The sequence below is a fragment of the Protofrankia sp. Cr2 genome (assembly GCF_963555885.1).
Lineage (GTDB): Bacteria > Actinomycetota > Actinomycetes > Frankiales > Frankiaceae > Protofrankia.
The window spans coordinates 1-20,090 of sequence record NZ_CAUVXG010000003.1 but is presented as its reverse complement, the minus strand read 5'-3'; the positions used below and the strand labels follow the sequence as shown (position 1 = coordinate 20,090).

At 68.2% G+C, this 20,090-nt stretch carries 23 protein-coding genes; 7 read left to right on the top strand and 16 right to left on the bottom strand.

The features are described from left to right. Positions 1-5: 5 nt before the first annotated feature. From nuoF to U9978_RS02785, 7 genes are all read right to left on the bottom strand, one after another. On the bottom strand, positions 6-1,382 hold the full coding sequence (nuoF, locus tag U9978_RS02815; RefSeq protein ID WP_322759450.1) for an NADH-quinone oxidoreductase subunit NuoF: 1,377 nt from the start codon (positions 1,380-1,382) through the stop codon (positions 6-8). A gap of 2 nt (positions 1,383-1,384) precedes the next feature. Beyond that, entirely contained in the window at positions 1,385-2,140 is a 756-nt protein-coding gene (gene nuoE, locus U9978_RS02810) for an NADH-quinone oxidoreductase subunit NuoE (RefSeq protein ID WP_322759449.1), read from the bottom strand. Further along, positions 2,140-3,576, bottom strand: a complete 1,437-nt coding sequence (locus U9978_RS02805; protein ID WP_322759448.1) for an NADH-quinone oxidoreductase subunit D — start codon at positions 3,574-3,576, stop codon at positions 2,140-2,142. The genes nuoE and U9978_RS02805 overlap by 1 nt, the downstream gene beginning before the upstream one ends. Positions 3,577-3,697: 121 nt before the next feature. Then, complete coding sequence (locus U9978_RS02800) at positions 3,698-4,375, bottom strand: NADH-quinone oxidoreductase subunit C (RefSeq protein WP_322759447.1); 678 nt, start codon at positions 4,373-4,375, stop codon at positions 3,698-3,700. After that, positions 4,372-5,145, bottom strand: a complete 774-nt coding sequence (locus tag U9978_RS23960) for a NuoB/complex I 20 kDa subunit family protein (protein WP_416210831.1) — start codon at positions 5,143-5,145, stop codon at positions 4,372-4,374. The genes U9978_RS02800 and U9978_RS23960 overlap by 4 nt, the downstream gene beginning before the upstream one ends. Next, positions 5,136-5,495, bottom strand: coding sequence for an NADH-quinone oxidoreductase subunit A (locus tag U9978_RS02790; protein ID WP_322759597.1), 360 nt, complete (start codon positions 5,493-5,495; stop codon positions 5,136-5,138). Before U9978_RS02790 ends, U9978_RS23960 begins: the two co-directional genes overlap by 10 nt. A gap of 223 nt (positions 5,496-5,718) precedes the next feature. Beyond that, positions 5,719-6,996: a geranylgeranyl reductase family protein gene (locus tag U9978_RS02785; RefSeq protein WP_322759446.1), complete on the bottom strand. Its 1,278-nt coding sequence runs from the start codon at positions 6,994-6,996 to the stop codon at positions 5,719-5,721. A gap of 306 nt (positions 6,997-7,302) precedes the next feature. Here U9978_RS02785 and U9978_RS02780 point away from each other — a divergent pair, with 306 nt between their 5' ends. Beyond that, positions 7,303-8,022 carry a dienelactone hydrolase family protein gene (locus tag U9978_RS02780; protein WP_322759445.1) on the top strand — a complete coding sequence of 240 codons (720 nt, stop codon included), beginning with the start codon at positions 7,303-7,305 and terminating at the stop codon, positions 8,020-8,022. A gap of 86 nt (positions 8,023-8,108) precedes the next feature. Here U9978_RS02780 and U9978_RS02775 read toward each other — a convergent pair whose 3' ends face one another. The 5 genes from U9978_RS02775 to U9978_RS02755 form a co-directional block, all read right to left on the bottom strand. After that, a complete protein-coding gene (locus tag U9978_RS02775) occupies positions 8,109-8,876 on the bottom strand; it encodes a demethylmenaquinone methyltransferase (RefSeq protein WP_322759444.1) in 768 nt (255 codons plus the stop codon). Next, positions 8,873-9,940: an adenosine deaminase gene (add, locus tag U9978_RS02770; RefSeq protein WP_322759596.1), complete on the bottom strand. Its 1,068-nt coding sequence runs from the start codon at positions 9,938-9,940 to the stop codon at positions 8,873-8,875. Before add ends, U9978_RS02775 begins: the two co-directional genes overlap by 4 nt. Positions 9,941-10,018: 78 nt before the next feature. Further along, positions 10,019-10,360: a type II toxin-antitoxin system PemK/MazF family toxin gene (locus U9978_RS02765; RefSeq protein ID WP_322759443.1), complete on the bottom strand. Its 342-nt coding sequence runs from the start codon at positions 10,358-10,360 to the stop codon at positions 10,019-10,021. Further along, positions 10,357-10,611, bottom strand: a complete 255-nt coding sequence (locus U9978_RS02760; protein ID WP_322759442.1) for a hypothetical protein — start codon at positions 10,609-10,611, stop codon at positions 10,357-10,359. Before U9978_RS02760 ends, U9978_RS02765 begins: the two co-directional genes overlap by 4 nt. A gap of 63 nt (positions 10,612-10,674) precedes the next feature. Beyond that, entirely contained in the window at positions 10,675-12,015 is a 1,341-nt protein-coding gene (locus U9978_RS02755; RefSeq protein ID WP_322759441.1) for a HEAT repeat domain-containing protein, read from the bottom strand. 346 nt (positions 12,016-12,361) lie between these two features. On the opposite strand from U9978_RS02755, the gene U9978_RS02750 reads away from it, so the two are divergent. Continuing rightward, positions 12,362-12,685 carry a hypothetical protein gene (locus U9978_RS02750; protein ID WP_322759440.1) on the top strand — a complete coding sequence of 108 codons (324 nt, stop codon included), beginning with the start codon at positions 12,362-12,364 and terminating at the stop codon, positions 12,683-12,685. A 69-nt stretch (positions 12,686-12,754) separates the two neighbouring features. Here the strand turns inward: U9978_RS02750 and U9978_RS02745 are convergent, their stop codons facing one another. Then, complete coding sequence (locus U9978_RS02745; protein ID WP_322759439.1) at positions 12,755-13,129, bottom strand: hypothetical protein; 375 nt, start codon at positions 13,127-13,129, stop codon at positions 12,755-12,757. Between U9978_RS02745 and U9978_RS02740 the strand changes: the two genes are divergently transcribed. The 3 genes from U9978_RS02740 (at position 13,122) to U9978_RS02730 (ending at position 14,267) form a co-directional block, all read left to right on the top strand. After that, positions 13,122-13,358, top strand: coding sequence for a hypothetical protein (locus U9978_RS02740; RefSeq protein WP_322759438.1), 237 nt, complete (start codon positions 13,122-13,124; stop codon positions 13,356-13,358). The genes U9978_RS02745 and U9978_RS02740 overlap by 8 nt on opposite strands. Positions 13,359-13,584: 226 nt before the next feature. Further along, on the top strand, positions 13,585-13,860 hold the full coding sequence (locus U9978_RS02735) for a type II toxin-antitoxin system Phd/YefM family antitoxin (protein ID WP_322759437.1): 276 nt from the start codon (positions 13,585-13,587) through the stop codon (positions 13,858-13,860). Further along, on the top strand, positions 13,848-14,267 hold the full coding sequence (locus U9978_RS02730) for a PIN domain-containing protein (protein WP_322748790.1): 420 nt from the start codon (positions 13,848-13,850) through the stop codon (positions 14,265-14,267). The genes U9978_RS02735 and U9978_RS02730 overlap by 13 nt, the downstream gene beginning before the upstream one ends. A gap of 31 nt (positions 14,268-14,298) precedes the next feature. Here U9978_RS02730 and mqnC read toward each other — a convergent pair whose 3' ends face one another. Both mqnC and U9978_RS02720 read right to left on the bottom strand, forming a co-directional pair. After that, positions 14,299-15,525, bottom strand: coding sequence for a cyclic dehypoxanthinyl futalosine synthase (mqnC, locus tag U9978_RS02725; RefSeq protein ID WP_322759436.1), 1,227 nt, complete (start codon positions 15,523-15,525; stop codon positions 14,299-14,301). 80 nt (positions 15,526-15,605) lie between these two features. Beyond that, complete coding sequence (locus U9978_RS02720; protein WP_322759435.1) at positions 15,606-16,982, bottom strand: serine/threonine-protein kinase; 1,377 nt, start codon at positions 16,980-16,982, stop codon at positions 15,606-15,608. A gap of 416 nt (positions 16,983-17,398) precedes the next feature. Here U9978_RS02720 and U9978_RS02715 point away from each other — a divergent pair, with 416 nt between their 5' ends. Both U9978_RS02715 and U9978_RS02710 read left to right on the top strand, forming a co-directional pair. Then, on the top strand, positions 17,399-18,385 hold the full coding sequence (locus U9978_RS02715) for an NAD(P)/FAD-dependent oxidoreductase (protein WP_416210832.1): 987 nt from the start codon (positions 17,399-17,401) through the stop codon (positions 18,383-18,385). 39 nt (positions 18,386-18,424) lie between these two features. Further along, the gene (locus U9978_RS02710; RefSeq protein WP_322759433.1) at positions 18,425-18,931 is read left to right on the top strand and encodes a CbiX/SirB N-terminal domain-containing protein; all 507 of its coding nucleotides are present in this window, start codon (positions 18,425-18,427) and stop codon (positions 18,929-18,931) included. Here the strand turns inward: U9978_RS02710 and cobA are convergent. Continuing rightward, the gene (gene cobA / locus U9978_RS02705) at positions 18,909-20,081 is read right to left on the bottom strand and encodes a uroporphyrinogen-III C-methyltransferase (RefSeq protein ID WP_322759595.1); all 1,173 of its coding nucleotides are present in this window, start codon (positions 20,079-20,081) and stop codon (positions 18,909-18,911) included. The two genes, U9978_RS02710 and cobA, sit on opposite strands and share 23 nt — an antisense overlap. Positions 20,082-20,090: the final 9 nt, after the last annotated feature.

Below are 20,090 nucleotides of genomic sequence, written 5' to 3'. Positions count from 1 at the left end.
AGTGATCAGTGGGCTCTCGCGAGGGCGTCCGGCGAACCGGCGACGCTGTCGGTGGCGGCGGAGTCAGTCACGCCGGATCCGGACACGCTGGATCCGGCGGCGGGTAGGCCGGTGCCGGGCGGACCGCTCGACGCGGACCGCGCGGATGCAGGCCGGAGGAACTCGTCGCGAAAGAACGCGATGCCCGAAACGATCGGCGAGGTCGCACCGTCGGCCAGAGCGCAGAAGGCCCGGCCGAAGATGTTGTCGCAGGCGTCGAGGAGGGTGTCGACGTCGGAGGCGTCGCCGTCACCCCGCTCGAGGCGGGACAGGATCTGCACCATCCACGGGGTTCCCTCACGGCACGGCGTGCACTTTCCGCACGACTCGTGCGCGTAGAACTGGGTCAACCGCCGGACGACCTTGAGCATGTCAACGGTCTCATCCATGATCATAATAGCGGCCGTGCCGAGCAGCGAACCAGCCTCGACGACACCCTCGAAGTCCAGTGGGACGTCAAGATGGTCGGCGGTGAGCATCGGCGTCGACGATCCGCCGGGGGTCCATGCCTTCAACCGCCGCCCCCCGCGGATGCCCCCGGCCATCTCCAGCAGCTCGGCAAGGGTGGTTCCCATCGGCGCCTCGTACTGGCCCGGGCGGGTCACATGCCCGGACAGACTGTAGATCTTCGGCCCGGGTGAACGTTCGCGGCCCATCGACCGGAACCACGCCACCCCGCGCCGGATGATGTACGGGACGCTGGCGATGGTCTCGACGTTGTTGACCACCGTCGGTGACGCGTACAGCCCGTGCGTCGCTGGGAAGGGCGGGCGCAGCCGGGGCTGGCCGCGGCGGCCCTCCAGGGAGTCCAGCAGCGCGGTCTCCTCGCCACAGATGTAGGCACCGGCGCCGGAATGGACGACCAGATCCAGGTTGAACCCGCTGCCGAGGATGTCCGCGCCGAGGTAGCCGGCCTGGTATGCCTCGGCGACCGCGGCCCGCAGCCGGCGTCCGCAGTGCACCAGTTCCCCGCGCAAGTAGATGAAGGCGTTGTTCGCCCGCACCGCGAACGAGGCGATGATGATGCCCTCGATCAACGAATGTGGGTCGGCCATCATCAGCGGCGCGTCCTTGCAGGTACCGGGCTCGCCCTCATCCGCGTTGATGACCAGATAGTGCGGTTTGCCGTCGCCCTGCGGGATGAAGCCCCACTTCATGCCGGTGGGGAAGCCAGCGCCGCCACGGCCCCGCAGACCGGAGTCCTTGATAAGCCCGATGATGGCGTCCGGACCCGTCTCCAGCGCCTGGCGCAACGCCTGGTAACCATCGGTGCGTTCGTAGGTGGCGAGCGTCCAGGACTCGGGAGTGTTCCAGCGTCCGGTGAGAACCGGGGTGACCGGCATGGTCAGCTCCCCTTCGTCTGATGGGCGGTCCGCCCGGTGCGGGCCCGCTTGGCGGTGCCGGTCGGGGCGACCGTCGCACCGGCGGTAACCGGGTCGGGCGGGCCCGCGGCAACCGGACCCGGCATGTCCACGGCATCCGCGATGAGGAGACCCGCCACGGATGGTTCACCCACGCCCGGTCCGGCCACCGCGCCGGGGCGCGGGTCGGGGAAACCGGCCAGCTGCCGGGACGCCTCGACGAACGTGCACAACGGCGCACCGCGCGTCGGAGCCGGACGTTCGCCGCGTTGCAGCGCGGCCACGATCTCGACGGCGGAGTCCGGGTCGACCTGGTCGAAGAACTCGTAGTTGATGGTCATCACCGGCGCGTAGTCGCAGGCCGCCAGGCACTCCGCGTGCTCCAGAGTGATCGCGCCATCCGCTGTCGTCTCGTCGTGGCCGACACCGAGATGACGCGAGAGCCGGGCGTAGACGTCCTCGCCGCCAAGCAGGGCGCACGAAAGGTTCGTGCAGACCGACACCAACCAGTCGCCGACCGGCTGGCGCTTGTACATCGTGTAGAAGGTCGCGACCGCGCTCACCTCGGCCTGGGTGATGGCGAGTTCGGTGGCGCAGAACTCGATCCCCTCGGCCGTCACGCAGCCGTCCTCGGCCTGCACGAGATGCAGCATGGGCAGCAGCGCCGAGCGGGAGCGACCCGCTGGGTACCGGGCGATGATGTCCCGCGCGGCGGCCCGGGTCTGTTCGGTCAGTGGCATTACCGGTCAACTCCCCCGAGAACTGGGTCGACGGACGCCACGCCGACGATCACGTCCGCGACCTGGCCGCCCTCGGTCATCGCCGGGACCGCCTGCAGGTTGACGAAACTGGGATCCCGGACATGGACACGGAAGGGTCTGGTGCCACCGTCGCTGACGACGTGATAGCCCAGCTCGCCGCGAGGCGACTCCACAGCCGTGAACGCCTGCCCGGCCGGGACCCGGAAGCCCTCGGTGACCAGTTTGAAGTGGTGGATCAGAGCTTCCATCGAGGTACCCATGATCGTACGGATGTGATCGAGGGAGTTGCCCATCCCGTCGGTGCCGATGGACAGCTGCGCCGGCCAAGCGATCTTTTTGTCTGCGATCATCACCGGACCGGGAGACAGCCGCCCCAGGCACTGTTCGATGATCTTCAGCGATTCGCCCATCTCCTCCAACCGCACGAGGTAGCGGGCGTAGGAGTCGGCCTCCAAGCGGGTGGGGACCTCGAAGTCGTACGTCTCGTAACCGCAGTACGGCATGGTCTTGCGCAGGTCCCAGGCCAACCCGGCCGCGCGCAGCACGGGCCCGGTCACGCCGAGCGCGATACAGCTGGCCGCATCGATGTAGTTGACATCGACCATGCGGCCCTTCCAGATCGGCTGCCCGGTCAGCAGCGCATGGTACTCCTCGATCCGTTTCGGCATGTCGGCGAGGAAGACACGGATGTCGCCCTCAATCCCGTCGGGAAGGTCCTGGGCCAGCCCGCCGGGTCGGATGTAGGCGTGGTTCATCCGCAGACCGGTGATCGCCTCCAGAAGATCCAGAATCTTCTCGCGCTCGCGGAACCCGAAAATCATCCCCGTGGTGGCGCCGATCTCCATCGCTCCGGTGGCGAGCCACACCAGGTGGGAGGCGATCCGCTGGAGTTCCATCACGAGCACCCGGATGACGGTCGCCCGCTCGGGAACCTCCTCGGTGACACCGAGGAGCTTCTCCACCGCCAGGCAGTAGGCCGTCTCGTTGTACAGCGGCGCGAGGTAGTCGGCCCGGGTGAGAAAGGTGACCGCCTGCGTCCAGGTGCGGAACTCGCAGCTCTTCTCGATCCCGGTATGCAGATAACCGATCACGACCCGGGTCTGGATGACCGTCTCGCCCTCGATCTCCAGCACGAGGCGCAGCACTCCGTGGGTGGACGGATGCTGCGGGCCCATGTTGACGGTGAGCCGCTCGGTGTAGTCCTCGCCGCCGCCGAGTACCTGTTCCCAGTCACCGCCAGTGACCGTGTATATCCGCCCGTCTGCCGATTCGGTGAAGCCGGCCTCATAGGCGGTGGCGGACGCATCAGCCGCGGGAACATCAGCAGGAACATCGCCGGCCGGCGGTCCCGCGAACGTACTGGACCTGTTGGACCTGTTGGACGTGGTGGACGTCTCGGAGGCGTGGGTGGTCATAACGAACCTCGTTGGTAAGAATGACACATATCGGAACGGCACATATCGGAACGGCACATATCGGGACGGCACATATTCGAACGGCACAGCTTCGAACGGCACAGATGAGGGCTGCGTCCGATCACGAGTAGCTCCGCCGCGTGTCGGGTGCCGGTATCTGGGCGCCCTTGTAGTCGACGGGCACGCCGCCGAGCGGATAGTCCTTACGCTGTGGGTGACCGGACCAGTCGTCCGGCATCATGATCCTGGTGAGGCTGTCGCGGCCGGAGAAGACGATGCCGAAGAAGTCGTAGGTCTCCCGCTCGTGCCAGTCCGCGGTAGGCCAGACACCCATGACGCTCGGGACGGTGGGGTCGTCGTCGGCGAGGGCGACCTCGACACGGACGCGGCGACACCAGGTCATCGACAGCAGGTGGTACACGGCGTGCAGCCGCCGGCCGCTGGGGTCGTCGGGGTAGTCCACCCCGGAGACCGAGGACAGCAGTTCGAAGCGCAGATCCGGATCATCCCGCAGCGTCTGCGCGACTGCGAGCAGGTAGCCGCGCCGCACGTGCAGGGTCAACTCGCCGCGTTCGACCACCACGCGTTCGAGCGCCTCGCCGAGCGCTGGGAAGGAGCGCTCCAAGGCGTCGTAGACGGTGTCGGCGTCAGGGTCGCCGAACGGTCGTGCTGTCGACGCCGGAGCCGACGGGCTCTCCACGAGTCCGCCGAAACCGGAGGTGTCGCCGGAGCCGGACGCACCGAAGGCGTCGTGCCGACGCGGTCCGCCCGTGCCCGAGGACACCGCACGTTCGCTCATTCCCTGTCTCCGTGCTCCGGTGCGGCCCCGGCGGTCGGCTTCGTGGTGGGCACCGGACGCTTGGTCCGGCCGAACACCGAACCGGGCGCGATCGCGGCAGGTCGGCGGGTGTCGAGCGACGGTTCGACCGCGCCGACTCCGGTAGGAAGCGGGGCACCGGCGGGAAGACGGAACCGCTTGCGATCGTTGACCGACAGCGTGTCGGTTTCCAGCGCCCCAGCCGGCAGACCGGCCCGCGCGGTGGCCACCTCGATCGGCTTCGGGTAAGGCGAGTCGCCGACCGTCGTGTATTGGAGCTTACCCGTCACCGTGCCGGCGAGAATCTTCTCGTGCAGCTTCAGGATCGCGTCCATGAGCATTTCCGGCCGCGGCGGGCAGCCCGGCAGATACATGTCCACCGGGACGATGTGGTCCACACCCTGAACGATGGCGTAGTTGTTGAACATCCCGCCGCTGCTCGCGCACACGCCCATCGCGAGCACCCACTTGGGTTCGGGCATCTGGTCATAGATCTGGCGCAGTACCGGAGCCATCTTCTGGCTGACCCGACCCGCGACGATCATAAGGTCGGCCTGGCGCGGGCTGGCCCGGAACACCTCCATGCCGAACCGAGCGAGGTCGTAACGACCTGCGCCGGTCGACATCATTTCAATGGCACAGCATGCCAGGCCGAACGTGGCCGGCCACAGCGAGGACCGCCGTGACCAGTTGGCCATCTTCTCCACGGTCGTGAGCAGCAGGCCACCGGGCAACTTCTCTTCTAGTCCCATTCGAGGCCTCCGCGTCGCCACACGTACGCATAAGCGACGAATACGGTCGCGATGAACATCACCATCTCGACCAGACCGAAGACCCCCAGGCTCCCGAAGGCAACCGCCCACGGATACAGGAAAATGATCTCGATGTCGAAGACGATGAACAGCATCGCGGTCAGGTAGAACTTCACCGGGAAGCGGTGGGGGCCGGCCGGCTCGGGCGACGGCTCGATTCCGCACTCGTAGGCGTCGAGCTTGGCGCGGTTGTACCTCTTCGGGCCGACCAGCGACCCTGTGATCACAGATCCGATCGCGAACGCTGCCGCGATCACTAAAAGTACGAGGATCGGCACGTAGTTCGACAGCATGCCGAGCTCCTCTCTGCAGGTCCGGTGCGGGATGTGGCAGTGGCAGTGGCAGTGGCGGTGTGCCGTTGACGATCAGTTCCAGGCGACCCGCGGTGAGCTGGTCGGATCGCGCCCGGGAGCCTACGCGACGCCCGATCCGGGGGGTGCGACCGGTTTACCCCGACCCGGCAAGTGATGTCCGATGGCGTCCGATGGCGTCCGGCGGCGCACGTTTCGGCACTCAGGTCGCAGGCGCCAGTTTGGTCATCGCGTTGATCAGACGGTCCAGCGCATCACCTCCCCGCGGGTCGGTGAGATTCGCCAGCAGCTTCAGGGTGAAGCGCATGAGCGTCGGCCGAGGCAGCCCATATCGAGTCGCCGTCCGCATCACCGCCGGGTTTCCGATCAGCTGGACGAACACCCGACCGAGGGTGTAGTAGCCGCCGTACCGCTGCCGGAGAACCTGCGGGTATGCCTCAAGTGCCCGTTCCCGCGACGGTCCGGACGTGCGGGCCATCGCCTGCACGGCGACCTCGGCCGCGAGGCGTCCGGACTCCATGGCGTAGGCGATACCCTCACCGTTGAAAGGGTTGATCACGCCACCCGCATCCCCGACGAGCATGAGACCGTCGCGATAGTGCGGCGTGCGGTTGAAGGCCATCGGCAGCGCGCTACCGCGGATCGGACCGGTGGCATTCTCCTCGACGTAGCCCCACTCCGGTGGGAGACCACCGAGCCAGCGGCGGAGCAGGTCCTTGTAGTCGGTGTTCTGGAAGGCGCTGGTGGTGTTCAGCAGCCCGAGGCCGACATTGCTCGTTCCGTCCCCGACGCCGAAAATCCACCCATAGCCGGGAAGCAGCCGGGAGGCCCCCGGTGCGCCCTCCCACAGTTCCAGATGGGACTCCAGGAAATCGTCGTGGGTGCGGGGGCTGCGGTAATACCGGCGCACCGCAACCCCGAGCGGACGATCATCACGGCGGCCGATGCCGAGCGAGAGGGCCATCCGCGCGCTGTTGCCGTCCGCGGCGATCACCAGCGGAGCGCGGAACTCGACCGGTTCGCGGCCACGGCCAGCCTTCGCGTGAACTCCGACAACCCGACCGGTGCGCTCGTCGAGCACAGGGCCGGTGACCGCGGTGTCCTCCCGCAGCTGCGCCCCTGCCTTCTCGGCGTGCCGGGCGAGCAGCTCGTCGAAGTCGAGCCGGGGACGGACCAGGCCGTAATCCGGCCAGTTCGCAAGCTCGGGCCACGGCAGTTCGAGTCGCACGCGGCCGCCGACGATCCGCAGGCCGCGGTTTCGGACCCACCCATCGCTGCCGGTGTCGATACCCATCTCGATCAGGCTGCGAACGGCCCGGGGGGTGAGCCCGTCACCGCAGACCTTCTCCCGCGGGAAGCTCGTCTTCTCCAGCAGGACGACATCCAGCCCGGTGCGGGCCAGGTGATACGCAGCAGCCGACCCGCCTGGTCCAGCACCGACAACGATGACATCGGCGTGCTCGGCCTCGACCGCTGTCATGATCACGCACCGCTCCGGATCGCCGGGGTATTCCCACTCGCCACACTTCCGCCGCTCGTGAACGTTTTCACGAGCGCAACGGCGAGTCTAGGCCCTGCGCCCGCGGTTGGCACAGGTGCCGGGATCGCGAACACGCCCGCGTCGCGTGCAGCGACCAAGCACGGGTCCGAACCGCAGCAAATGGATCACCATGGCCGTAAGGTGAGTGGGGATGATGTACCGGATCAGGCGCTGTGATCCCCGCCCCGAGGCGCTCGGGGCGCGACCTGATACTCGACCGGACATTCGACCGGACAGGAGCACGGGATGAGCTTCGAGACCGTCACACTGTCCACGGCAGACGGACCTATGGATGCTGTCGTCGCGCATCCGGCCGACGTGCCCCGCGGCGGTGTCATCGTCGCCCAGGAGGCATTCGGGCTCACCGGGTACATCGAGGCCGTGTGCGAGCGTTTCGCCGCCGTCGGCTGGCGTGCCATCGCGCCGGCCTTCTACCACCGGGCGGGGTCACCGGTCTTCGCCTATGACACCGATATCGCCGCCATCCGACCGACCATGCAGGCGCTCAACAGCTTTGAGATCCTCGATGACCTCGACGCGAGCATGGAGTTGCTCGCCGACGAGGGAACCGCGATCGACCACATCGCGGTGGTCGGTTTCTGCATGGGCGGAACGGTGGCGACGATCGCCGCCGCACACCGTCCGCTCGCGGCCGCTGTCAGCTTCTACGGCGGCGGGCTCGTCCAGGGCCGTTTCGGCGAGGCGCCCCTGATCGAAGTGGCGGCCCGCCTCCAGGCACCGTGGTTGGGCCTTTTCGGCGACATCGACCAGAACATCCCGGTGGAACACGTCGAAGCCATGCGATCGGCCACCGGGAACGCCGCCGTGCCGACCGAAATCGTCCGTTACCCGGGTGCGGGGCACGGGTTCCACTGCGATGCACGGCCCACGGCATACAACGCCGTCGCCGCCGCGGATGCCTGGGCCCGCACGCTGGCCTGGCTGGACGCCCACATCCCAGACTGATCATCAAGCTTGGTCGCCCAAGGTGCCTCGGTGGCGGCGTGCCTCGGTGGCGGCGTGCCTCGGTGGCGGCGTGGTGGGATACCGGGTCAGGACGGGCGGGTGGCCCGGTGCAGGGCCACGATCCCGCCGGTGAGGTTACGCCAGCCGACCCGCGTCCAGCCCGCTCCGGCGATGCGCGCGGCCAGGGCCGGCTGGTCCGGCCAGGCGCGGATCGACTCGGCCAGGTAGACGTAGGAGTCCGGACTGCTGCTGACCGCGCGGGCGAGCCCGGGTAGCGCCCGCATCAGGTACTCCAGGTAGACCGTGCGCCACGGCGCCCAGGTGGGCCGGCTGAACTCGCAGACGACCAGGCGTCCACCCGGCCGGGTCACTCTCGCCAGCTCCGCGAGGCAGGCGTCCACATCGACGACGTTGCGCAGGCCGAAGGAGATCGTCACCCGGTCGAAGGAGGCGTCCGCGAACGGCAGCTTCAGGCCGTCCCCTGCGACCAGAGCAACAAGGCCGCCACCAGCAGTATTCAACTGCTGACGGAGGCGCCGGCGGCCGACCCTGAGCATGCCCAGGGAGAAGTCACAGGCCACGACCGCGGCGCCGCGGGCGGCGAACGCCCGCGAGGAGGTGGCGGTACCGGCCGCCAGGTCCAACACCCGAAGTCCCGGACGCAGCTCGAGTGCGTCCGCGGTGGCAATGCGCCAGGTCCTGTCCCGACCGGCCGACAGCACCGTGTTGGTCAGATCGTAACGACGCGCAACACCGTCGAACATGGCCGCAACCTCGTCCGGACGCTTGTCCAGCCCGGGTCGGCCGGCCGAGGTACCGGGCGTCGGCGCAGCGCTGCCGCCTGCCCCGCTCACCGAAACACCGCCGGGGGGCCTGCGGTGGCAACATCAACGGCCAGCTGATCGTCTCCGGCCGCCATGGCGAGCGCGGCCTGGGCCGCATCCCAGTCGGTGGCGGCACCGATCGCCGTGAGCCGCGCCCGGGTCGCGGTGTCACACAGCGCTCCGGCCACCCCGGCCTCGTAGAGGTCGCGGGCACCCACGCCCAAGGCGGCGGCCACCGCGTGCTCCCGTCCGAGATCGGTGTCGAACATGGCCGGGTCGTCGGTGGCCAACGAGCAGCGGACGCCGGCGGCCATGAGCGCGGGCAGCGGATGCGCGGCGAGCTCGGCCACCGACCGGGTCCGCAGGTTGGACACCGGGCAGACGTCCAGGACGATGTTCCGTTCGGCGAGTTCAACCATGAGATCGGGATCGTCCACGGCGCGGATGCCGTGGCGGATGCGGCGTGCACCCAGCGCATCGACGGCGCCCCTGATCGATTCCGGTCCGGTGGTCTCGCCCGCGTGCGGGACGGCGGCCAGCCCGCCGTCGGCGGCGATGGCGAACGCCCGTGCATACGGCTCGGGCGGATGACCGACCTCCGGCCCGCCGAGGCCGAGGCCGACGATCCCCAGGTCCCGGAACCGGACCGCCTGGCGCGCCACCTCGCAGGCCGCATCCGGTGGCAGGATGCGGTCGACGTCCGGAGTGAGACGCATGTCCAGACCGAACCGTTCCCGCGCCTCGGCCACACCGTCGGCGTAGCCGTTGAAGATCTCCTCCCAGGAGATTCCGCGCTGGACCCGGAACCACGGCGAGAAGATCCCCTCCACATACACAGCCCCGTGCGCCGATGCCTGCGCCGCGTAGTCGACGACGACCTGACGGAAGTCCTCGGCGGTGCGCATCACGTGCGTGGTGAGGATCCAGATCTCGATGAAATGGTCGAAGTCCCGGAACCGGTAGAGCTCGGTGAGGCCCTCGACGGTCGTCGCAGGCAGCGGCTCGCCGTTACGCCGCGCCATCGCCAGCAGCGTCGCCGGGCGGACGGTGCCCTCCAGGTGGACGTGCAGTTCGATCTTCGGTCCGGTGCGCACGGTCACCCGGTCAGGTTAGCCGGGTCGATCCCGCACGGGGCGTGGACCTGGCATTCATCGATCGAGTCAGAGATCGAGTCAGAGATCGAGAAAATACCGCAGGACCTTGCGAATTGCGGCAAGCGTGGCGGTGTCGACGGTTCCCAGACAGCGTTCGAGCCTGGCGCCGTCGATCGCCCGGATGTCTTCGGGACGGGCGAAACTCCGCTTGCTCAGCCCGGTCGCGGGTCCGTCGATCCGGGGTTGTGTGACCAGACCACGGTCCTTCCCCGTAAGGGGGACGACGATCACCATGTCGATCGGAAGACCATGGAGACCGTCGGCCGACACGATCACGACGGGCCGCCGGCCGCCCTGCTCATGGCCGACGACGGGGTCGAGGAGCGCGAGCCAGATCTCGCCGGTGTGGACCTGCCTCATTCCCACCAGCCCGACGTGTCGTCGAGCGCGAGCGCGTCCCGGTCGGTGCCGTGCTGCCAGGCCCTCGACTCGTTCCGGTCGCGGTCCCACTCCTCGGGAGCAGCGGCGCGCAGCTCCTCGAGCTGCACTCGCGCCCGCGCGAAGAAGGACTCGCGTTCAAGTGTTTCGACGATCTCGGCAAGCATGCGGCCCATCGTGGTTCCGCGATCCTGGGCGAGGGATGCGAGCCGGTCCCGAACTGTTACGTCCACTTTGATCGTCGTCGTCGCCATACCAGACAGTCTACCGATCAGTAGACCGTCCAGTCGACCATGTCACGGCAATGCATCTGTCGCCGCGTCACGCACAATGGGATCTTCGTCGTTGTCGGCCCGGTCCCACAACAGGAGTGCGGTGGCGGGGTCGTCCGGCCAATAGGTCGCGATCGCTTCGACAGCCATCCGGCGCACGTCCCGGTGCCGGTCGTTGACGGCCCGATCATGCAGCCACGACAGCGTGCCGGGATGCTCCCGCCAGTCGGCGACGATCGCCTCCATGGCGACTGAACGAACATCAAAATGAAGGTCGTCGGTTACCCGCTCCCGCAGCAGCGCCACGGTGGTCGGATCGTTGCGCCAGCCCGCGACGATCGCCTGTACTGCTGCCCGCCGCACATCCACTCGTTCGTCCTGGAGCCCGTGGTCACGCAGCCACGACAGGTTCGTAGGGCCGTACCGCCAGCTGTCGGCGATCGTGCCCACCAGCAGGGAGCGCGCGGTGGAGTCATCCTGCGCCCGCCGACGCAACCACGGCAGCAGCTCCGGGTCATCGCGCCAGCGCGCGGCGAGCACCCGTGTGGCCGTGTCACGCACACCGGCTTCCTCGTCGTCGACGGCAAGCGCACGCAGCAGCGGCAGGGTCTCCGGGTCATCGCGCCAACCCGTGGCGAGCGCCCCCGTCGCCGCGCATCTGACCACGACGTGCCTGTCGTTGCTGATCAGTTGATGCACCAGGGACCGGATGGCTGCCTCGTGCGGCCAACCCGCGCTGATGGCTCGTACCGCGGCGGACCGTACGTTGCCGTTGTCGGCATGTGCGACCTGCTCGGTCAACCACGCCAGGCTGGCAGGACCGCCTCGCCAGCTGTCGGCGATAATCGTGAGTGCAGCCTGCGACTCAGCCGTGTTCGGGTAGGCAGCGACCACGTCGGGCAGCAACGGCAGGGCACTCGGATCATCCCGCCAACCGGCCGCGATCACCGTCAGCACGGCCTTGCGCACCGCTGCATCCTCGTCAGCGACAGCTCGCGCACCGAGCACGGGTAGGGCGGTCGGATCGCCCTGCCAACCAGCCCCGACCGCTTCCACGGCCACTCGACGCACCGCCGCATCCGGGTCCGCGACAGCGCGGTCGAGCAGGAACGGCAGGGCGCCCGGATCGTCCCGCCAACCGGCCCCGATCGCCTCCACCGCCATTCGCCGCACAAACGCATTCTGATCGACGACGGCCCGATCCCATAGCAGCGGAGGAACGCCGGGATCATCGGGCCACGTCTGCGCGATCGACTTGAGAAACACCCCCCGCATGAGCGGATCTTCGGCACCAATCGCCTGAGCCCGCAGCCTCGCAAGCAGCGCAGGATCATTTCGGCCCGCTGGATCGATCTTGTGAGTCATGATTCTGCCCGGCTCCATATGCACGCATGGTAGTGCCACCGTCAGGCCTGCTGACTCGCGACTCGTGGCTCCTGCCTGTGATTCGACGAAGAGCCCCGGCCCGACCGGAACCTCGGCGCCGAGCCGTACGCCACCCTGACCGCGTGAATCCGCCGTGGATAATCTCAGCATGCCTTCGACAACACACACTCTGCACATCGACTACTGGCAATACTCCATGTGTGATGGCAGCGACCTACCACCAACCGCTGCCGCCCACTCTAAGGTTACATCGGGAAATAATCTCGTAACTGCCGGAGAAGGGTACGCTCGCTTCCGGTCCGGTACACAATGGGGAAAAATTTGGGTGACCGTCAATTTGTGCGAAACCGAGCCTTTGCTCGTCCTCGATGCGTGGGAAGCCGTCGTGGATGTGAGTTACCACAGCCCGGAAGGAAAAACGTACCTGTATACCTGGGACTTTTCCCTGCCCGAAGACGCCGGAAACCTTGCGCATGCCGGGCCCGGCTGGTACCGGACCCGGGTCCAGACACGCGGCCGCGCGGAAGGTCGTAGGCACGATTCGTCCAAGGAACCCGTCGAAGAACATTCGATCAGCCTCTGGCCGGCCACAGGCCCCGAACCGGACCGTGTCCACAAAATGGACGACGCATTTCCTGCTCGCAGATAAAACACGGAGGTTTCTGATTACCAGCGTCAATGACTGTGCTCGCCAACCGGTGGACGAGCCGTCAGCGGATCATCCAAGGCCACGGAAGACCGGGCTTGACGTCAGGTCTGTCTGGCCGGCGCTTGGAGTGCTCGTTGTCCTTGTCACCGGCTGTGGCGAATCAGCCAAGGCGAACTCCTCGCAGTCCGCCCCGACCGTCGCTCGAACGGCGGAACCCACATCGGTCGGATCGTCGCCGACCGCATCCACCACTCCCATCGGGGATCGCGCCACGGTCCGGCCGTCGGTCTCCCAGTGGCTGATCGACCGGACGGCGGAGCCCGGTGTGGTCAGGTCGCCTTCCGCGTCCAGCAAGGTCCGGACGGTTCCGACGAGCGCCACGGCCCCGGCGGCAGCCGACGTGACGGTGTCATGCGGTATCGAGTACGAGTCAGGGTTGCCCACCGCCTTTGTCGTCGTCTCCAACCACTCGACGGTTACCAGCGACTACGTCATCCACGTCGCGTTCGGCAGCAAGGACGACCCGACGGACACGGGAGCCGGTGTGGCGACGGTGAGTAACATCGCTCCCGGCCAGATATTGTCCCCATCGCAGCGAGTCAGCTGGGGGCACGACGACCTGCCCGGCGGCTTTACCTGCAGGGCAACGCAGGTGGATCGGCACGCACACTGACCGAACAGGGCAACCACCCCTGGCGCAGCGGCGGCAGCCGGCGATCTTTCGAGGTTTATGCGCTGAATACCCGCTTGTTGATCTCACAAACCTCGAAAGATCGTTACGAACGAGGCTGATTGCAGGCCGGAGCCGGTTTCAGGCTGTCGGCAGGGTGGTCGAGGAGAAGCGTGAGGCCACTCGGCCGTCGACGAACCCAGTCATCAGAAGTTCTGAATCAGCTATCATGAAGAGCATGCATGTGATGACGGCGTCCGAAGCGTCCCGGAATTTCAGCGCGGTTCTGGACGAGGCCGAGCATGGCGAGACGATCGTCGTGACCCGCAGCGGACGGCGGGTCGCCGTGATCATGCCGGCACCACAGACCAACGGCGAAGCCCTGCGGGAAGTGTTCCGCCGCTGGGGCGGCCAGGCTGGCATCGACGAAACGTTCGCCGCCAACGTCGCCGGCGCGCGGGAAGCTGCTTCGACTGTGCATGACATCGACCCGTGGCACGACTGATCCTCGACACGGGCGTGCTGGTCAACGGCGCCCGGGGCCGGCTCGACCTCGCCGCGATCAGCGATCAGGACGACGTCGTCCTACCAGCCGTGGTTCTTGCCGAATACGGCGTCGGCGTACTGCTGGCCACCGATGAGGCCACCCGGGCCGCGCAACGCGCGTTCCTCGCGGACATGCTCGCCGTCACCCCCGTGGAGAACTACACCCCTGACGTCGCCGAGCACCACGCCGAACTACTCGCCTGCACGCGTCGCACCGGCAAGCCCCGCGGGGCTCATGACCTCATCATCGCCGCGACCGCTCGCGCCACCAAGCGTGTTCTGGTGACCACCGACGAACAGGCCCGTTTCGACGAGCTGCCCGATGTCACCGTCCGCCTGGTCACCCCCGACCGCGCAGGCCGATAAGAACGCGCAGCGGCGGCAGCCGGCGCGCCCGTCAGCGCGTTGCGACGATCGGCAGCATGGGTGGCGACGACAGTGCGGTCGAAGAGAAGTGGGAGGCCACCCGGTCGTCCACCGGATCCTGCGCAGGGTCATGGTGCACGACCAGGTGCCGGTAGAGCGTGTCGCGCTGTGCGGGAATCCGATCGGCGGTACGGATCAAACCGATGAGCTCGGTCCGGTTGGTCCGGTGCCGGGCGCCGGCCGAGGACACCACGTTCTCCTCCAGCATGACCGAACCCAGATCGTCCGCGCCCATGTGCAGGGTGAGCTGACCGACCTCCTTACCGGTCGTCAGCCACGAGCCCTGCAGGTGCGCGATGTTGTCGAAGAACAGCCGGGCCACCGCCACCAGCCGCAGGTATTCGATCGTGGACGCCTGTGTGCGTCCGCGCAGGTGGTTGTTTTCCGGCTGGTAGGTCCACGGAATGAACGACCGGAAACCGCCGGTGCGGTCCTGGACGTCACGGATCATCCGCAGGTGCTCGATGCGCTCGGCGTTGGTCTCACCGGTGCCCATCATGAACGTCGCGGTCGATTCGACACCGAGCCCGTGCGCGGCTTCCATCACCGACAGCCACACATGGCCGGGTTCCTTCAGCGGGGCGATGGCGTGCCGGGGACGCTCGGTGAGAATCTCCGCCCCCGCGCCGGCGAAGCTGTCGAGCCCCGCGTCGCGCAGCCGGACGATGACATCGCTATAGCTCAGCCCGGACGTCCGCGCGATGTGGACGACCTCGCTGGCACCCAGGGAATGCAGGGTGAGCTGCGGGTACGCCCGCTTGATCGCCGCGAAGGCACTCTCATACCACTCGATACCGAACTCGGGATGGTGACCGCCCTGGAGCATGATCTGGGTTGCCCCCAGCTCAACCGCTTCGCCGCATCTGGCGACGATGTCCTCGACGTCGCGGACCCAGCCTTCGGAGTGCCCCGGAGCGCGGTAGAACGCGCAGAACCGGCACGCGGTCACGCAGACGTTCGTGTAGTTGATGTTCCGATCGATGATGTACGTCGCGATGCCATCCGGGAAACGGCGGCGACGGACGACGTCGGCGGCCTGGCCCAGGGCGTGCAGCGGGGCCTTCGTGTAGAGCAGCAGCGCCTCGTCGGGGCTGATCCGCCCGCCGTCCGCGGCGCGGGCGAGCACGGAGGAGATTTCCCCCTCGCTCACCACCGAAGGCGCTGCAACTACCGGAGAACCGCTGTCGGCATCATCCACAAGGCTCACCCTGCGATGGTACGGCGAGCGGGCCTGCCGCCCGGGCTTTCGGGTGCGGGGGGACGACAGCCGATGCCGCATCACCCCTGGCCGGTCCGGGCAGAGCCGGTTTGATCAACGCCGGTCCGGGTGTCGTCGACCTTGTTGCGCACCCGGTCGACGACATCGCGCTGAAAACGGTCGACCACCTCGTGCTGGAAGCCGTCCTGGACATGGGTCCAGACCTGCTCCCACAACCGACCGCGCTGCGTGTCCCAGATATGGGTGACACGGTCGACCCCGGACATCACCAAAAAGATCAACAGAAGGAGAATGACCAAACGCTTCCCCGGTATCCGAGGTCGCCACCGCCGTCGGCGGCGCGGCGGCGCATACCGTTCCGGCGCATACCGTTCCGGCTTATACCTTCCCTCTGCATACCGACCCCGTGCATACCGCTCCGGCACAGGTGGCTCCGGTGCATACCGCTCCGGCACAGGTGGCTCCGGTGCATACCGCTCCGGCGCGGGCGCCTGCGGAACGCCCAGCCTGGTACGGCCGTCGTGCACGGGCCTGGCTGCGACCGCACCCACCGCGGATTGCCCACGCCGGCCACCCGACCAGGTGCCGTCGAGGACCTCGGGCACGGCGGCGCGGGTGCCAGACCGTGCCCGTGCCTGGTCACCGAGCAATGCCAGCACGAGATCTTCGGCGGACGGCCGGGCACGCGGATCCCGGTTCAGGGCCGCCGCGACCAGCGGACGAAGATCCTCGGGAACACCGCCGAGGTACGGACGCTCCATGACGATCCGCTGGGCGATCTCAAGCGGGGCACCGTCACCGAAAGGATGGCACCCGGCCGCCGCATAAGCGATCAGCAGGCCCCAGGCGAAGACGTCGGCGGCCGGGCCTACCGGCGCGCCCTCCATCTGTTCGGGTGCCATCCAACCCGCCGACCCCAGTACCAGGCCGGTGCGGGTACGCCCGACCACCGCGTCCAGCGCCCGCGCGATCCCGAAATCGATGACCCGCGGCCCCGAATACGACAGCAGCACATTGCTCGGCTTGAGGTCGCGGTGCACGATGCCGGCGCCATGGATGGCGGTCAGCGCAGAGGCCACCCCCACCGCGACTCCCTGCAGAGTCGACAACACCAGCGGCCCACGCGCGGTGACGACGTCGTCCAGGCGGACCCCGTCGATGTACTCCGTGACCAGGTACGGCGGGTAGGCGCCGGGATCTGCGTCGAGCACCTGTGCGGTACAGAAGGGTGCGACGCGGCCAGCCGCCGCGACCTCGTCGGCGAAGCGTGCCCGGAACTCCGGATCGGCCGCGAGGTCTTCTTTGATCACCTTGACGGCCACCGGACGGCCGGCTTCGTCCTGGCCGAGGTACACCACGCCCATGCCGCCGACGCCGAGCCGACCGACGACCCGGTACCGGCCGATCCGGGCGGAGTCCCCTGGTTGGAGTGGCATGACCCCACGCGGTCCATCCGATGCCGACTCCGGTCGCACGTTCCCGTTCACCATGTCTTCTCTGATCGCAGTCCTCCCTACCAGCGCCGCGACCACTGACGCACAGTCATGAGACGGCATACGGTCCGCTTCGACGGTAACCGCACGGCGGGCGCGCCACCCGTCGGTGTCCCCGGCCTGACCGCGCTCCGGTCTGCCACGGCGGTCGGGTTACGCCGTCACGGCGTCTCAATCGCCGATACGGCAGGATGGAGCGCGAGTCTCCTTTCCATGGTGCCGACCGGCCCTTGCGTATGCGATCCGGCGGGGCCGCATATCCCCGAAAGCCCCAGGAGTTACGCGTGGACGCAGTGACCCCCGCAGGCCCCGACAGCGCCGGCCGTGACAGCTCGACACCAGCGGACCTCGACACCGATATGTTGATCATTGGCGCCGGGCCGGCCGGGCTCTTCGGCGCCTACTATGCGGGGTTCCGCGGCATGTCCGTGACACTGATGGACTCGCTGCCCGAGGCCGGCGGTCAGGTCACCGCGATGTACCCAGAAAAAGTGATCTACGATGTAGCCGGTTTCCCGGCCGTGCGCGGCCGCGATCTGGTCGCCGCGCTCGTCGCGCAGGCCGGTGCGTTCTCCCCCACCTACCTGCTCGGCCAGCAGGCCGCTGAACTGACCCACGAGACCGACGCCGTCGTGGTCACCAGCGCCCAGGGGACACGGATCCGGGCGAAGGCCGTCGTCATCACCGGCGGCCTCGGGACGTTCACCCCCCGGCCGCTACCCGTCGGCGGCGATCATCTGGGCCGTGGCCTGGTGTACTTCGTCCCGAAACTCGACGTCTACACCGACACCGACGTCGTCATCGTCGGCGGCGGTGACAGCGCCTTCGACTGGGCGCTCGCCCTGGAACCGTTGGCACGCTCGGTGACCCTCGTGCACCGGCGGGACAAGTTCCGCGCCCACGCACACACCGTCGGGAAGGTGCAGACCTCCCGGGTCGAGGTCCTGACCTTCACCGAGGTCAGCGCCATCCACGGCGAAGAGCGGGTCGAGAAGGTCGAGCTCGCGCACAGCAAGTCCGGTGAGCGCCAGGTCCGCCCGGCTCAGGCGATCGTCGCCGCCCTCGGCTTCACCGCGGACCTGGGACCCCTGACCCGCTGGAACCTGACGATCGACAAACGCCACATCGTGGTGGACTCGACCATGGCGACCGGGATCGAACGGGTCTTCGCCGCCGGCGACATCACCGAGTACCCCGGCAAGGTCCGCCTGATCGCAACCGGCTTCGGTGAGGTCGCCACCGCCGTGAACAATGCCGCGCCGGTCATCGACCCGTCCGCCAAGGTCTTCCCCGGGCACAGCTCCGACGACGGTGCCGGTGTGGGTGACCAGACTGTGCCAGCCTGACCGAGCTGGCCGGGCGCGTCGTGGCGCAGACTGGTGCACATGCGGGGTCTACTGGTGATCGGGCACGGCTCGCGGCGGGATGAGGCGAACGCGACCGTCCGCGCGGTCGCCCGACTGCTTGCCGAGCCCGACCGCGCCGAAAACGACGGTGCCACAAGCAACGGTGCCGACAACGGCGGGCAGGCCCGCTGGGACGCGGTGGAACCCGCGTTTCTGGACCTCGTCCAGCCTGACATCGTCGCCGGCTACGGGATCCTGACCGCGGCGGGCTGCACCGAGATCGTCGCCCATCCGTTCTTCCTGTTCGAGGGCAACCACACCGCGCACGACATCCCGGCTGCCCTCGCCAGGGCGCAGGAGCAGTTCCCCGACACCCGTTGGCGCCTGACCGCACCGCTCGGTCTGCACCCCGGCGTGCTGGCCGCCGTCGCCGCCCGCATCGACGACACGCTGACCGGCGAGCATGCGGGAAACGATCAACTGGCTGGCAATTCTGTCAGCGCTGTCAGCGCTGGCACCGCCCTCAGCGCGAACGGGCCTTGGTAACAGCCGTGACGACCGCGGCGGCAAGCGGGTAGATGCCGGGCTCGGTTGCCACGGCGTCGACTCGCAGGCCGGCCCGCTGACACGCAGTGACTGTACGTGCGCCCATGGCCGCGACCAGGATCCCCTGCGACAGCGGACCGTAGAGCGCCGCCGTCGCCCGAGCCGCCGTCGATGACGCGAACGCGACCGCGTGCAGGTCACCGTGGCGCAGCTCCTCGGCGATCCGCGGGTCGGGCTCGGCCTCGACGTCGGTCACCGGACCGGGACGCGACACCACGGTCTCCACCGCGTCCGCGCCGAGAGCGCGCAGTCGTACGGCGAGCAGACCCGGACGCGATCTGGTCCGTGGGACGAGTACGCGGACACCCGCCAACGGATACCCGGCGCCGCTTGGCCCGGCACCGCTCGGCGGGCATTCGTCCCCACCGGGAGACGGGATGATCCGTGGCGCGGCGTCGCAGCGGGCCGCGACAGCACCGATCACCACCACCGCGGGCGAGCGGACACCCAGCGCGATGGCGTCGACCGCGATCATGTCCAGAGTACCGCGGACGACACGCTGGGCCGGCGTGGTGGCCCGTTCGATCACTGCGACGGGCGTATCCGGTAACCGTCCTCCGTCGATGAGCGCGGCGGCGATGTCAGCGAGCCGCGCGACGCCCATCAGCACAACAACGGTCATCCGGGAGGCCCCGAGCGCCGCCCAGTCCACGCCTGACTCCGGATGCCCGGGCGGCAGATGGCCGGAGACGACCGCGACATCCTGGGCGACACCACGATGGGTGACCGGGATCCCGGCATAGGCAGGACCCGCGAACGCCGAGGTCACCCCGGGGACGACGGTGCATGTCACTCCGGCGAGCCGGCAGGCTTCGGCCTCCTCGCCACCACGTCCGAGCACGAACGGGTCCCCGCCCTTGAGCCGGACGACCAGGTGACCGGCAAGCGCGCGATCGACCAGCAACGCGTTGAGGTCCTCCTGAGTCCGGGTCAGCGCGCCGGCGCTCTTACCACTGTAAATGATCTCCGCATCGGGCCGGACGAACGCAAGGACCTCAGCGGAAACAAGGCGGTCGGTGACGACGACGTCGGCCCTGCCAAGCAGTTCCCGGCCACGGATGGTCAGCAACCCCGGATCCCCCGGCCCGATGCGGAGATC